Origin of the sequence: Sphingobium fontiphilum, assembly GCF_014196635.1 — a bacterium.
GTDB classification, from domain to species: Bacteria; Pseudomonadota; Alphaproteobacteria; order Sphingomonadales; family Sphingomonadaceae; genus Sphingobium; species Sphingobium fontiphilum.
In genome coordinates this window covers 118,215-132,435 of the sequence record NZ_JACIEB010000002.1, presented here as the reverse complement: position 1 = coordinate 132,435, position 14,221 = coordinate 118,215, and the positions used below count along the sequence as shown (strand labels likewise).

Below are 14,221 nucleotides of genomic sequence, written 5' to 3'. Positions count from 1 at the left end.
GTCTAAGCCCAGCCGCCCAAGGGTTTCTCAATGGCGTTGACCGACGCCGATGGCAAGGTGACCGTGGGCGCGCGATCAACCTGGGCGATGATCGACCAGTCGACCGGCCGCCTGATGCGGGTGCCGCCGGAGGTGGCGGCGGTGTTTCTGGGTTGAGCGGGGGTTTAGCTGCCGTTCGGGCCAGGGCCGGTATTGCCGCCAGCGCCGCCGCCCATGCCGCCGGCGCCGACTGCGCCGATATTGCCGAAGATTTCCTGGAACAGGCTGCGGTTGCGGCCAAGCGTGGGCGTCTTGTCGCCTTCGGGCGAGATTTTCGCGACCTGATCGAGGCCCATGCGATCAACGGCGACGACATTGCCCGCCGCATCGAAACGCACGCGCAGCACCGTCTGGTCCACCGGACGCGGATTGGCGAAGGCCAACTGGCGCATGTTGCGCGAGACATAATACCAGTCCTGCTCGCCAAATTGCGAGGTGAAGGACGGACGGCCCAGCGTGCCTTCCACCGAGGCGCGGTTGTCGATGCCCGGCTGGACCGAATCGACCAGCAGCTTGTCCACCTGATACCCCTGATGCGTGCGGATGCGGGTGCAGCCCGACGCGCCCAGCACGACCAGGCACAGGCCGGCGGCGAGCATCATGCGCCCGCTGGGGCTGGGACGGTGGAATGGGAACATCCGTTTACTCCTGGTGGGCGCTTTACCCGCCCGCATTTGGGCGATAGGGGCGCAGCCATTGCATTGCGTCGCCCGGCAATCAATATGGAATTGCACAACGGCCGACAAGGGCGATGCGTCAGGACGCGCCGTTCCGGGCCGCAACAGGACAGAAAACTCCATCCATGGCCGCCCGATCTTCCCTGTTCGACCGTCTGTTCCGCCGATCCGACCCGAAGGAGGGGCTGAAGCCGCTTTACGCCGCCCTGGTCGCGGCCGGGCGCGAGCCGCACTGGTATCTGGCGGGGGCTGTGCCCGACACGGTCGACGGGCGGTTCGACATGATCGTCGCGGTGCTGGCGCAGGCGTTGTTGCGGCTGGAGCAACTGGGCGCGGCGCAGGAGTCGGTATGGCTGACCGAGTTGTTCGTCGACGACATGGACGGGCAGTTGCGGCAGGAAGGCGTTGGCGATGTGGTGGTGGGCAAGCATGTCGGCCGGATGATGAGCGCGCTGGGCGGGCGCATTGCCGCCTATCGCCCCGGGTTGCTGGACGGCGGCGACCTGTCCGATGCGCTGGCGCGCAACCTCTATCGCGGGGCTGCGCCTGACCCCGCCGCCATGGCCCATGTCGAACGCGCATTGCGCGCGCGTTGGGATGCATTGGCGGCTGTGCCGCTCGACCGGTTGATCGATGGAGAATTGGCATGAACGGGCCTGCACCCGAATTTTCGCGTGTCGTCCGCATCGACCAGCTTGGCCGCTACGCCGACAAGGTGACGATTGTCGCGGAAGAAGGCGAGCGCGCCGCATTGGCGAAACGCTTTGGCCTGTCGTCGCTCGACCGGCTGGAGGCCGACTATGCCCTGTCGCAGGAAGAGGGCGCGATCATGGCGCGGGGGCAGATGCGTGCGACCCTGGCGCAGCCCTGCGTCGCGACTGGAACGCCGGTGCCCGAAGAGATCGACGCGCCTTTTACCTTGCGATTCGTGCCTGAATCGGCCGTGGATGTCGAGGAAATCGAGCTGGACGCGGATGATTGCGACACCATCGGCTATGCGGGCGAGGCGATCGACATGGGCGAGGCGGTGGCGGAGACGATGGCGCTGGCCATGCAACCTTACCCCCGCGCGCCCGACGCCGACCGGATATTGCGCGAGGCGGGCGTGCTGAGCGAGGAACAGGCCAGCCCCTTCGCCGCGCTGCTGGCGCTCAAGGCCGACAAGACATAGGCGTTCAGAGCCTGTCTGGAAATGCGCCTTTGGCGCATCCGCACCAGCCCACGCCCCCGCCCGACATCCCACAGAGTGTATCCTGATTGGGAGGTCGGGTGGGGGCGCGGGCCGGCGCCGCATCGAGACTGCGCTCTTCCGCGCATTTTCCAGACAGGCGTTCAGGCGGCTTTCGGGCGGCCCGGCATGGCGAGGTTGAGGACGACCGCGACCAGCGCGGCGGGCAACACCCCCGACGTCAGCATGATCCGCGCGGTTTCGGGCAGATGGCCGACAGCGTCCGGCTCCAGTTCCAGCCCGATGCCCAGCGACAGCGCGACGCCGAAGATCAGCATGTTGCGCTGGCTCCATTCGACGCCTGACAGGATGGAGACGGCGGCGGATGCGACCATGCCGAACATCACGATCACGCCGCCGCCCAGCACTTCGATGGGGATGGTGGTGATCGCTGCGCCGACCTTTGGCGCAAGCCCGCACAGGATGAGGAACAGCGCGCCGATGGTCACGACATGGCGGCTCATGACGCCGGTGATCGCGATCAGGCCGACATTCTGGCTGAAGGACGTATTGGGCATCGCCCCGAAAGTGGCGGCGAGCGCGGTGCCGACGCCATCGGCGCAGGTCGCGCCCACCAGTTCGCGGTCGGTGGCCGGGCGTCCAGCGCTGCCCTCGCAGATGGCGGAGACGGCGCCGATGGATTCGATGGCGGAGATGAAGCCCATCAGGCAGAAGCCCATGACCGCCGCCGCCGACAGGGCGAAGCCGAAATGGAAGGGCATGGGCAGCATGATCCAGCCGGCGTCGGCCACCGGGGCCAGCGAGACGCGGCCCATCAGCGCGGCGGCGGCATAGCCCGCCAGCAGGCCCAGCAACACGGCGGCCGTCGACCATATGCCCCGGCCAAAGAAGCTCAATCCCAATGTCGTCGCCACGACGATGGCGGCGAGCAGCCAGCTTGTCCCCGCGCCATAGGCGGGGGTGCCCTGCGCCGGGACGCCGCCCGCCGCATATTGGATGCCGACCCGCATCAGGGAGAGCCCGATCATCAGCACGACGAGGCCGGTGACCATCGGCGGCAGGGCGAAACGGATGCGGCCGACGAAGACGCTGAGGCCGGTGTGGAACAGGCCGCCGATGATCGCGGCGGTGGTGAGTTCCGCCATCGCCTCCACTCCGCGCCCGGCGACGATGGGGATCATCACGGGGAGGAAGGCGAAGCTGGTCCCCTGAACAATGGGCAGGCGCGCGCCGACCGGCCCCGCGCCCAGCGTCTGGAGCAAGGTGGCGATGCCCGCGAACAGCATCGCCATCTGGATCATGTAGATCATCGCCGACGGGTCGGGCGATCCGAAGCCGAAACCGGCCGCCCCCGCAACGATGATGGCGGGGGTCAGGTTGCTGACGAACATCGCCAGCACATGCTGAATGCCCAGCGGAATGGCGATGGCGAGGCCAGGGAAATAATCGGGGTCGCGGGCCTGATCCGTCGTCATCATGCCGTTATGGGGCGCAGTTCCATGGTCGGTCATGGTTGCGGACGATGCGGTCATGCGAGGCTCCGGCGTTGGCGGTGAGGCATCAGGCGAGCGCCATCAGCCGGTCGAGGGACTGGCGCGCGGCGCCCAGCACGGCGGCGCGCTGGACGCGGACAAGTTCGCCTTCGCGCACCACGGCGCGCCCTTCGACGATCAGGTCGAGGACGCCCGCGGGAGGCGAGAGGATGAGGCCCGCCACCTTGTCCCACGCGCCCATGGAGGGGATGTCCGACACGTCCCAGATGGCGATGTCGGCGCGCTTGCCCGGTTCCAGCGATCCGCAGTCCTGGCGGCCCAGCACAGCCGCGCCGCCGCGCGTCGCCAGATAAAGCGCCTGACGCGGGTCGAACGCCGCCGGGCCGCCGATGGCGCGCTGCATCAGCAAAGCCTGCCGCGCTTCGTTCAGCAAATGGCCGCTGTCGTTGGAGGCAGAGCCGTCGACGCCCAGCCCGACCGGCACGCCCCGGTCGACCATGGCGCGGACCGGCGCGATGCCCGAGCCAAGGCGGCAATTGGAGCCGGGGCAATGGGCGATGCCGGTGCGGGTGCGGGCGAACAGGTCGATTTCCTGCCCGTCCAGTTGCACGCAATGGGCGTGCCACACATCCGGCCCGGTCCAGCCCAGATTTTCGGCATATTGGCCGGGGCGACAGCCGAAGCGCGCGAGCGAGAAGGCGACGTCATCGGCGTCTTCGGCCAGATGGGTGTGCAGCATGACGCCCTTGTCGCGCGCCAGCAGGGCGGCGTCGCGCATCAATCCCTGACTGACGGAAAAGGGCGAGCAGGGCGCGACTCCGATGCGCAGCATCGCGCCGTCGGCGGCGTCGTGATAGCGGTCGATCAGGCGGATGGCGTCGTTCAATATGGCGGGCTCGCGTTCGACCAGGCTGTCGGGGGGCAGGCCGCCGTCGCTTTCGCCCACGCTCATCGCGCCGCGCGTCGCATGGAAACGGATGCCGATCCCCTGCGCGGCGTGGATGCTGTCTTCCAGCGTCACGCCATCGGGGAAGAGGTAGAGATGGTCGGAACTTAAGGAACAGCCCGACAGCGCCAGCTCCGCCAGCCCCAATTGGGTGGCGGCGAACACATCTTGCGGCCGATAGCGCGCCCAGATGGGATAGAGCGTCTTGAGCCAGCCGAAGAGCGGGGCGTTGATCGCGCCGGGCAGGGCGCGGGTCAGCGTCTGGTAGAGATGATGGTGGGTGTTGACGAGGCCGGGCGTCACCACGCATCCGCGCGCGTCGATGGCCTCGTCCGCCTGTTCGATCAGCGGCGCGAGGTCCGTGGTCGTCCCGACTGCGCAGATCATGCCTTCGCGAAAGGCGATGGCGCCATCGGCGATTTCGCGCCGGGCGTCATCCATGCAGACGAGAGCGTCGGCATGGGTGATGACGGTCAGGCTCATCCGCGCGACGCCCGGTTTGGTGGGTGGCGGCGCGGAGGGGCTATCATCGCGGCGGCGCCTGTTCGTAACGATCCCAATGGTTCAGGATTTCATCGACCACCTTCGACCCCACGGCATAAAGGCTTTCGAGCGCGGCGGTCATGCCGGCATAGCCTTCATTTTCGCTGAGCAGATAATGGGCGGCATTGTCGTCGGGCGGGGGCATGGTGAAATTGCTGCCCGCGCGCAGCACCATCACCCGGTCCTTGTCGACCCGGCCGATCTTGTCGAGATAGGTGATCGCCTGGAACGTGCCCGTCTCCTCCATCGCGGAGGTGACGAACTCGCCCTTGCCTTGCGTCCAGTAATCCACCCAGCCATTGGCCCAGTCGGTCAACAGCTTGCCATGCCAGAAGGTCATGGCGGCAAGCTGGTCGCCCTTCAGCACGAAGGGGGGCAGTTGCGCCTTGGGATGGCTGGTGAAGCGGGCGCGCTCCTTTTGGATCGATGGGTCGTCGGGCAATGTCATGTCCTTGGTCAGATCATAGGCCCAGTCGCGCAGGGCGACGTTCGCCTCGAACACTTCGCCCTGGCCGACCGGCGGGCTGGGGTCGTTCGGCCCCTTGCTGTGCAGCGGGAAATAGCCGGTTTTCCAGTCGGCGGGGATTTCGCGCGGGTCGATCTCATGCGACAGGTCGCCGTCGATCAGATAATGGGCCCAGGCCGCCGAGCCGATGGAGGCGTCCTCCGGGTCGATCCCGGCAATGCCCGCGACCAGCCAATAGGCTTTGGAAAGGTCGAACCGCTGGTCGAGGCCCAGCGCCATGGTGGCGGTCGCCGATTTGATATTCCCCATGCCGGTGACGATGCCCAAGACCTGGGTGTCGGGGTTGTAATATAGATCATGGTGCGACTGGGGGAAGGGGATGCGAACGTCGAGTTTGCGCCGTTCCTTCCACAACTGGAACTCGCCCGGCTTGTCGCCGCTGTCCGCGCCGATTTCGAACAGGGTGACGATGACCATACGGACGGGCAGGGGTTTGGCGCAGGCCGCGCCCGGCGCGCAGGCGGCGATGGTGGCGGCGACATCGGCGGCGGTGACGGGCGTGGCTGTTGTGGCCATGCCCGGTTGCGCGAGCGACAGGCTGAACAGGCTGGCAAGGGCGATCAGCATCGAGCGGGGCTGGAAGGTCATCGGGCGCGACGCTCTTTTCATCATTGGGGGAAGTCAGGAAAATGGGGGCGGCGACACGCGGCCGACGCCCCCATGATGCAACATCAGAATTTGTAGACGGCCGACGCCTGGAAGCTGCGCGGCTTTTCGGGCAGGACGATGGTGCTGCCGAACAATTCGGTGAAGTTGGCGCGGAAATATTTCTCGTTGGTCGCGTTCTTCACCACCACGCGGAACAGGAACGGCCCGGTTTCGAACGAGGCGCCCAGGTCCACCGTGGTGTAGGAGGGCAGCTTCACCGCCTGGCTCTGGCCCGAATAGACCGAGGCGACATGCACCGCGCTGGCCGACAGGGCGAGGCCGAAGTCGAACGCATAGGTGGCGGTCGCCGAGAACATGTCTTCGGGGATGCCCGCGCGCTTCGAATCGCTCTTGCTGGCGATCGGCACCAGACCGATGGGCTGGCCGCCCAGATACAGGGTCGGATCGGATACGTTCGTCAGATCCTCGATGCCGAAGAAGCTGAACAGCACGCCATCGTTGAGCGCCGTCAGATTATACACATTGGTATGCGTATAGGCGCCGGTGATGAGCAGGTGGCGATCGACCGACCAGCGGAATTCCGCCTCCAGACCCTTGGTCTCGACCGCCTGGTTGACGGTGATGGACTGGATGTTGAAGTCGTTGCGCTTCTGTTTGTAGACTGAAACGGCGGCATAGAGCGTGTTGTCCAGCCAGCTGCCCTTCAGGCCCGCTTCATAGAGTTTGGACGCCGAAATGAAGCTGTTGGTGGCCGCCAGATCGGGATAGATTTCCGCGCCCTGACCGGCGATCACGACCGACTGCTTGGCGATCGTCGCATAGGGGATGAGGCCAAAGGGCAGTTCGTAGGAGGCGCTGGCCGAATAGGACCATGCGCCCTTGCTGCCGCTGCCGATATTGATCGCCGGGATCGCCGCAGGCTCCATTTTGGTCGTGAGGTTGGTCGCCTTCACGTCGAAATAGTCGTAGCGGGCGCCCAGGGTCAGATCGAGGCCGAAGGCAAAGTCGAGGTTGGCCAGACCGGCGAATGCGAGGTCGGAATAATGGCCGACGACATTGTTGGTGTAGTTGCAGTCGCATTCGGTCGACAGCAGCCGATCCGACAGCGCGTCATAACCCACGGTCAGGTCGACGCGGTGGAAATATTCATAGTTGAAGTCGTCGCCATGCTTGAACTTGGTGTAGCGCACCGACGGCGAAAGCTGGAACGCGAATTTGCCCGCGCTGTTTTCGAACGTCTTGGACGCGACGATCTTGTCCTCGATCACCCAGCTATCGTGGAATTGCGAGAAGCCATAGGCGTTTTCGTTGAGATTTTCGTAGCTGTCGTAGAAGAGCTGGTTCTTCAGCTCAAAGCCGCTGTCGGCGGTGTAAATGGCGTCGAAATAGAGCGCCGTGCCGCGGTTGATGAGCTTGTCGTCCTTGCCGGTCAGCGTGTTGCGGCGGCTGAGCTTGGCGGTGCCGGTGTTGGTCAGCGCCAGCGAGGGATAGGTTTCGGTGAAGCAGGCGTCGGTAAAGCCTGTCGCAAAGGGGCTGAAGCTGCTGTCCGGGCAGGTGAAATTGCCGAAGATCGAATTGCCGCCGGGGATCACGGCGTTGATTTCGCCCTGCGAAATCTGGCCGTCGCCGTCGGTGTCGAGCGGCTGGGCCTGGCCGGTGATATAGGTGCCGTTGTCGACCAGATCCTGGGTCAGACGGTTCCAGCCGCCATTTTGCTGGCCCTTGAAATTCTGATACTGGCCGCCCCATTCGATGCGGACATGGTCGGACAGGTCGGTGTCGAACGAGGCTTGAAGGACCGTCTGCTTGGTTCCCATGTTGCGGTAATAGCTGCCGTCATCCTCATATTGGCCGAACAGGCTGTAGCCGAATTCCTGACCGCCGATGTTGAGCGGGCCGGAGATATTGCCCTTGAAGATGTTCATGTCCCAGCTGCCGCGGGTGTAGCTGAGTTCGCCCGAAGCCTTGCTGGCCAGCTTGCCGTCGGCGACGCGCGCCGATTTGGGCACGAAGTTCATGTAACCGCCGGTCTTGGACGGGCCATAGATGGGCGAAGCGGGGCCGCGCACGATGTCGATGCGGTCGGACGCGGCGATGGGCGTGGGATAGTTGCCGGGGTTGTCGAGCCGGCGCATGCCCCGGAAATAGACTTCGCCGGGCGTGCCGCGAATGTCGAGCGCGCCGCCGACGCCGAAGAAGCTGTTGGTGAAGGTGCCGGGTGCCTGCGCGACCAGATCATAAATGTCGTTGATGCCGAAGCGTTCGATCTGTTCGCTGGAGATGGTCGAGGCCGAGCGCGGCGTTTCGACGATGGTCTTGTCGAAGCCGAAGATGGAGCCGACATTCTTGACCGGCAGCGCGTCGAGCGCGCCGGTGATGACGATGTCCTCGCCTTCGCCTTCCGGGGCGGGTTCCTGCGCCCAGGCCTGCGTCGTCAGCGCGGTGCAGGAGAGCAGGCCCGCCGCCAGCGCCAGCATCGGTTTGCGAATGCGGACATGCTGCGCCGCAGTGGAGAAGTCATCATGCTTAAGCTGATCTTTTTTCATCGAAATAACCCCCTTGAATGACCGAGAAAACCGATTTTGTTGCTTCGGCTTCACCTGTCAGTGACCCGCTGTCCGCCTCTCCTGCTTCCATCTTTTATGTTGCGATGCGTCATCGTAATATTGCAGTCGCTGCACTGCAAAGAAAAACTCATGGGACGGTCGCGTTCTTGTCTTCATGCGTTCTGCCCAGCATTTTTGCCTGAGCGGGAACGATAACCTCTTCAAATTGACGATATTGTTGTTCGAGAATCCATTGGAGCTTCGCCTTGGCGCTATGGTCGACCAGCGCCCTGCAGGCCGCCGCCTCGAGCGACGGCGCGCAGGCGGCGACCGGCGCGCCGACCCTGCCATCGGCCCAGAGGCTGTCGCCCGCGACGAAAGCATATTCGAGGCTGGCGCGCGCCATGGCCTTCAGGTCGGCATAGCCCAGCCCCTGTTCGCCCACGGCGCGGGCATATTCCTGCGTCATGTCGGTCCGCAAAATGCCCTCGTCATCGGTCGACAGGGCGACCGGAACGCCCAGCTTGCGATAGAGGGCGAGAGGATGCTCCGCGCCTTTCAAGCCCAGGATGACGGCGTTGCTGGTCAGGTTGATTTCGACGGCGACGCCCTCGCGCGCCATGCGATCCATCGTCGCCAGCGCGTCGTCCTCCAGCGCGATGGCGGCGCCATGGCCGATGCGCTGCGCGCCTGCATCAATCGCCTTGCGGATATGATCGCGCAGGGCGGCGGGCGGCACGCGCCCGAAGGCGAGTTCGCCCGCGTGAAGTGTGCGATGGACGCGCGGATAGCGTTCGCCCAAAAAGCGGATCATCGCCATGTGCAGATCATAATCGCGCAGGGCGATCACCCAGTCTTCAGGCTGGACGATGTTGATGCCGACATAGCGCGGGTCGCGGTCGGCCAGGGCGAAGGCGAGGATCAGCGAACGGAACGCTTGCGCGGGGGGCAGGTCGCGCCAGCCCCAGGCCAGATAGCGGACGGCGACGGCGCAGCCGGCATCGGCGCCCTTGCCGTCGCAGCCCATTTCCTTGCGCGCGGCGGCTTCGGTCCGGTCGAGTTGCGCCATCGCCTGATCGACGACCGGGGCGATGGCGGCGCTTTCGCGGCGGTAGAAGGCGGCTAGGCCTTCGACGGTCAGCGGCGTTTCATCGGGGGCCAGCGTGGCCGCGATCAGCGCGGCGGGATTGTGGATCAGTTCGACATAGCCGACCCGGTCGCCCGCCGCATTTTGCAGCGTCACCGCCATGGCGCCGCCATGGACCCGGTCGCTGGCGGGGCCGAAGCGTTCGAAGCTGGCGAAGAACTGGCTGTGGCCCGCGACATCGTTCGCGCCGACGCCCTGTTGCCAGCCGCGCGTCGACAGCGCGTCGATCAGCCTGTCATAAGCGAGCGAATCGCGTTCGCCCAGATGCCGCACCGTCCGTTCGGGCGGGCAGGGCGGGGGCGTGATGCGGTCCAGCGCCTGCGACGCGCATAGCCCCGCCTCGGCCGCCCAGCGCAGATAATCCTCCGCCCACACGCTGCCGCCCAGATGATTGTGCAGGTCGCCGCCCTTGGGCATGGGTTTGAGGAAGATGCGGAGCGCCGTGGGGCTGTCGGCAATTTGCTGAAGGAGCGTGGCGGCGGCGCGTTCGCCCGCCGTTTCGGCCCGCGCGACCGTCGGCGTCAGGGCGCTGAGCGCCGTCAATGTGGCGATCAGGCCGCGCCTCACGGAGTTGGAGTTCCGGGAATGGCGTCTTTGTAACGATCCCAATGGACCAGAAGTTCGTGGATGACCGGCGCGCCGACGCGGTAATTGGCTTCATAGGCGGCGACCTGCCCCGCGCCTTCATCCGCGACGCTATCGACGGCGGAAACGCCGGGCGGCGGCATGGACGGGTTGCTGCCCGTGCGCAGCACCAGCACCCGGTTCATGTCGACAAGGCCCTGTTTGGCGGCGATCGCCATTGTTCCCGCCAGCGACTGGCTTTCCATGTTGGTCATGGCGAAGCGGCCCTTGCCGCCGGTCCACAGCTTTACCCAGTCGCGCGCCCATTGGGTGCGGCCCGGCCCGTGCCAGTAACGCAGCGCGCCCAGCGTTTCGCCCATCAGCACGAAGGGCGGTTTTTGCGCGTTGGGATAGCCTTTCCAGGCGGCGCGCGCCTTTTGCAGGGCGGGCGAATCGGGGATGGCGACATTTTTCGTCATGTCGAAAGCCCACTGCGCCAGCGACTGGTTGAGGCTGATCGCCATGGCGAGCTTGCCGGTGTCGGTGAAGCCCGCGAAATCCTGCGTCGCGGCGGGCAGCTTGTTCGGCGCGTCGGCGCCGATGGCGAACAGGCCATAGGGCCAGTCCTTCGGGGTTTCGCGGTCGTCAAATTCGCGCAGCGTGTCGCCCTGCACCACCCAGCGCGACCAGGCGGCGCTGCCCACCGACGCGAGTTCCGGGTCGACGCCCGAAATGCCGGTGAACAGCCAGTAGGTTCTGGTGAAATCGAAGCGCGGGTCGAGCAGCAGGGCCATCAACTGTTCCGCGACGCCGCCCAGCATCGTGTCGGGACTGCCCCAGACCATGCCGTACAGCCCGGCCGCATTGCGGCGCAGCGGGTGCAACGCGCCCCTAATCGGGATCACTTCGTCCAGATTTTCGCGTTCCGCCCAGAGCTGGAATTCGCCCGGCGCATCGCCCTTGTCCTCGCCCGGTTCGAAATTGGCGATGACGATCACCTTGACCGGAATGGGCGTGACGGCGGCAATGGCGGAAACGGGCGGTTCCGCGGCATGGATGGGGGCGGCGACCGAAAGGGACAGGAAAGCAGCGTCCGCCAGCGCGCGCGCCATCCTTCCGATCCAGGCTCCTGTTTTCACCCTGTCACCCCGAAAATTCTTGTGTGCGCTGCAACTAGGGGCTTGACCTGCTGCGATCAAACGCAATGAACTCGACGGAGTGTTGCAAAAATTAGAGTGGGTAAATGCCAGCCTTTTCACGCTTCCTGCGCTACTTCATGGCGGTCGGCCGGCTGGGCTCCATTCGCAAGGCCGCGGACGAACTCAATATCTCCGCGTCCGCCATCGACCGCCAGATATTGAATGTGGAAGCGGACCTGGGGATGCCGCTGTTCGAACGGCTGCCCACCGGCCTGCGGCTGACGGCGGCGGGCGAGATCATGATGGCGGCGGGCGCGCGATGGCAGAAGAACCTGATCGACGTGCGGGCGCAGATCGCCGACCTGCGCGGATTGAAACGCGGCCATGTCGACATCGCCATTATTGACGCGCTGGCCAAGGGTTATATCCCGCGCGCGATCACGTCGATCCAGAGCCGTTATCCCGGCATCACCATCGGCGTCAAGGTGCTGGAAAATGACGCGGTGCGCGCGGCGATCAACAATGGTTCGGTGGATTTCGGCATATTGTTCGAACCGCAATCCTTCCGCGACCTGACCGTGCGCGCCTTTGTCGAGGTGGTGCTGGGCTTCCTGACGCCCGCCGGGCACCCGTTCGGCCGCCAGCGCGAGGCGCGTTTTTCCGCCGGCGTGGGATCGGCGCTGATCGTGCCGGGCGAGCCGCTGGCCGTGTGCCAGCAGATCGCGGTGCTGGAGGGGACGAGCGGCGTCGTGATGGACAGGGCGGTGACGTCGGACAATATCCAGATGGTGACGTCGCTGGTGCTTCAGGGCGCGGGCATCGGCATATTGACGTCGCTGGACGTGATAACGGAGGTGCGGCGCGGGCTGCTGTCCTTCACCCGGATTTCGGACCCCATTTTGCGGCCGATGACGCTGGCGCTGTGCACGGCGACGCCGCGCACGCCATCCTATGCTGCGGGGATCGTGCTGGGCGAGCTGGAAAACGGCTTTGCGGAACTCAGCTACCCCGCATCCATGGAACCGTTGGTCGAGGCCGATCTCTAGCGAGAGGGTCGATTGCCCCGGTGCGGAAGAATGATTAGGCGAAAGGATCGTCCCATCTTCATCGTGACTGGATTCGCGATCTATGAGCAGCGCTGCCGAACCCCAACTCCACTATATCGCCTATGACGACTTCCTGACCGATGTGCGCACCGTCGCGCGCAAGGTGGGGGCTGATGAATGGAGGCCCGATTTCATCATCGGCATCGGCCGGGGCGGGCTGGTCCCCGCCGTCTATATCTCGCACTGGCTGAAGCTGCCGATGCTATCCATCGACCATAGTTCGAAGGTGCCGGGTTTCGCCGACGAGTTGCTGGGCAAGGTCGCGGCGAAGAGCGTGGCGGGCACGCGGTTGCTGTTCGTCGACGACATCAACGACAGCGGCGGCACCATCGACTATATTCGCGGCCTGCTGGGCGACAATGGGTGCGAGGCGAGCAATCTGCGTTTCGCCGTGCTGCTCAACAACAGCCGCTCGCGCGCCTGCGTCGATTATTGGGCAGACATGATCGACCGGGACGAGGACAAGCGCTGGTTCGTTTTCCCGTGGGAAGCGATGGGCGCCAACGAGACCATCGTTGAGGAAGCCCTGTCCGTTCCCGAACGGCTGGCCTGATCGCTCATGCGGATATGTGTCTATCTTGGGTCGTCGCCCGGCCGCTCGCCCGTTTATCGCGAAGCGGCCGAAGCGTTCGGCACATTGCTGGCGAAGCGGGGCATCGGCCTTGTCTATGGCGGCGGCACCGTCGGCCTGATGGGCGCGGTGGCCGATGCGGCCTGCGCGGCGGGGGGCGAGGTGATCGGCGTCATCCCCGAAGCCTTGCGCGCGCGCGAGCATGACCATCAGGGCATCACCGAACTGCACGTCGTCCAGACCATGCACGAGCGCAAGGCGATGATGGCGAAGCTGGCCGACGGCTTCGTCACCCTGCCGGGCGGCATCGGCACGTTCGAGGAAATGTTCGAAGCCTGGTGCTGGTCGCAGCTTGGCTATCACGCCAAGCCCGTCGGGTTGCTGGACGTGAACGGATTTTACAGCGGCATGTCGGGCTTTATCGACCATGTCGTGGCCGAAGGCTTCCTGAAACCCGAACATCGCGCGATGTTGCTGGTCGAAAAAGACCCCGAAGTGATGCTGGACCGCATCGCCCAATATCTGCCCCCGCGCACCGAGCATTGGCTGGACGAGGAGGATCTTTAACCCACCGGAATGCGCAGGCGCGGATAGCGGGTGAGCCAGTTTTTTTCCGCCACCCGCGCGTCGAATATCGGGCGGCGTGTCGTGCGGAAATGCGCGCCGGGCGTCAGCCGTAGCACGAACAGGTCATCGAGGCCGAGCGGGGCGTTAATTTCCACCTTGCCCGCATTGTTCAGGCGGACGGCGACCATGGTGGCGGTTTCGGGCCAGTAGGTCATGGCGTCGGCGACTTCGCGATAGGGGCGGTCGCCGTTGCGGATGTGCATCCGCGCCTGATTGCGGGCGGACCAGTCGAATTGCGGCGCCATGGCGCGCAGCCGTTGCTCCAGCGCCGCGTCCTCCTCCGGGTCGATGCGGGCGGGATCGAACCAGAGCAGGTCTACATCGCCGACCGGGGCTTGCGGGGGCAGGCCGTGGAGATGATCCCACACCGCATCGCGCACGAAGCCCGCGCCGATCCATCCGTCCGGCAGGCGAAGCGCGCGCGCCGCCTCCAGCGCGATCATCCGGTGCGCGTCGCCCGCGATCAGCGCGGCAAGATCAGGCTCCAGCGCCATGATCG

The 14,221-nt window shown here is 65.4% G+C and carries 14 protein-coding genes; 6 read left to right on the top strand and 8 right to left on the bottom strand.

Annotated elements, in window-relative coordinates:
* Positions 1-30 precede the first annotated feature (30 nt).
* Positions 31-156 (top strand): acyl-ACP thioesterase domain-containing protein, encoded by a 126-nt coding sequence (locus tag GGR44_RS04945; RefSeq protein ID WP_183954366.1) that lies wholly within the window; start codon positions 31-33, stop codon positions 154-156.
* Positions 157-164: 8 nt separating this feature from the next.
* Here the strand turns inward: GGR44_RS04945 and GGR44_RS04940 are convergent, their stop codons facing one another.
* Positions 165-677 (bottom strand): outer membrane protein assembly factor BamE, encoded by a 513-nt coding sequence (locus tag GGR44_RS04940; RefSeq protein WP_246344319.1) that lies wholly within the window; start codon positions 675-677, stop codon positions 165-167.
* A 164-nt stretch (positions 678-841) separates the two neighbouring features.
* Here GGR44_RS04940 and GGR44_RS04935 point away from each other — a divergent pair, with 164 nt between their 5' ends.
* On the top strand, positions 842-1,366 hold the full coding sequence (locus tag GGR44_RS04935) for a ubiquinol-cytochrome C chaperone family protein (RefSeq protein WP_183954364.1): 525 nt from the start codon (positions 842-844) through the stop codon (positions 1,364-1,366).
* Positions 1,363-1,887, top strand: coding sequence for a YceD family protein (locus GGR44_RS04930; protein WP_183954363.1), 525 nt, complete (start codon positions 1,363-1,365; stop codon positions 1,885-1,887). The genes GGR44_RS04935 and GGR44_RS04930 overlap by 4 nt, the downstream gene beginning before the upstream one ends.
* A 161-nt stretch (positions 1,888-2,048) precedes the next feature.
* Here GGR44_RS04930 and GGR44_RS04925 read toward each other — a convergent pair whose 3' ends face one another.
* The 6 genes from GGR44_RS04925 to GGR44_RS04900 all read right to left on the bottom strand — a co-directional run bounded on the left by GGR44_RS04925 (position 2,049) and on the right by GGR44_RS04900 (position 11,391).
* On the bottom strand, positions 2,049-3,437 hold the full coding sequence (locus GGR44_RS04925; RefSeq protein WP_183954362.1) for a uracil-xanthine permease family protein: 1,389 nt from the start codon (positions 3,435-3,437) through the stop codon (positions 2,049-2,051).
* Positions 3,438-3,465: 28 nt separating this feature from the next.
* A complete protein-coding gene (locus GGR44_RS04920) occupies positions 3,466-4,827 on the bottom strand; it encodes an 8-oxoguanine deaminase (RefSeq protein WP_183954361.1) in 1,362 nt (453 codons plus the stop codon).
* Between the two features lie 43 nt (positions 4,828-4,870).
* Complete coding sequence (locus GGR44_RS04915; protein WP_183954360.1) at positions 4,871-6,001, bottom strand: purine nucleoside permease; 1,131 nt, start codon at positions 5,999-6,001, stop codon at positions 4,871-4,873.
* Between the two features lie 83 nt (positions 6,002-6,084).
* Positions 6,085-8,568, bottom strand: coding sequence for a TonB-dependent siderophore receptor (locus GGR44_RS04910; protein ID WP_183954359.1), 2,484 nt, complete (start codon positions 8,566-8,568; stop codon positions 6,085-6,087).
* A gap of 148 nt (positions 8,569-8,716) precedes the next feature.
* A complete protein-coding gene (locus GGR44_RS04905; RefSeq protein WP_343052296.1) occupies positions 8,717-10,282 on the bottom strand; it encodes an adenosine deaminase family protein in 1,566 nt (521 codons plus the stop codon).
* Positions 10,279-11,391, bottom strand: coding sequence for a purine-nucleoside phosphorylase (locus GGR44_RS04900; RefSeq protein ID WP_183954358.1), 1,113 nt, complete (start codon positions 11,389-11,391; stop codon positions 10,279-10,281). The genes GGR44_RS04905 and GGR44_RS04900 overlap by 4 nt, the downstream gene beginning before the upstream one ends.
* A gap of 131 nt (positions 11,392-11,522) precedes the next feature.
* On the opposite strand from GGR44_RS04900, the gene GGR44_RS04895 reads away from it, so the two are divergent.
* From GGR44_RS04895 to GGR44_RS04885, 3 genes are all read left to right on the top strand, one after another.
* Positions 11,523-12,464: a LysR family transcriptional regulator gene (locus GGR44_RS04895; protein WP_183954357.1), complete on the top strand. Its 942-nt coding sequence runs from the start codon at positions 11,523-11,525 to the stop codon at positions 12,462-12,464.
* Positions 12,465-12,546: 82 nt separating this feature from the next.
* The gene (locus GGR44_RS04890; RefSeq protein WP_183954356.1) at positions 12,547-13,077 is read left to right on the top strand and encodes a phosphoribosyltransferase; all 531 of its coding nucleotides are present in this window, start codon (positions 12,547-12,549) and stop codon (positions 13,075-13,077) included.
* A gap of 6 nt (positions 13,078-13,083) precedes the next feature.
* Positions 13,084-13,662, top strand: coding sequence for an LOG family protein (locus GGR44_RS04885; protein ID WP_183954355.1), 579 nt, complete (start codon positions 13,084-13,086; stop codon positions 13,660-13,662).
* Here the strand turns inward: GGR44_RS04885 and GGR44_RS04880 are convergent.
* Positions 13,659-14,216, bottom strand: coding sequence for a nucleotidyltransferase family protein (locus tag GGR44_RS04880; RefSeq protein ID WP_183954354.1), 558 nt, complete (start codon positions 14,214-14,216; stop codon positions 13,659-13,661). The genes GGR44_RS04885 and GGR44_RS04880 overlap by 4 nt on opposite strands.
* Positions 14,217-14,221 lie beyond the last annotated feature (5 nt).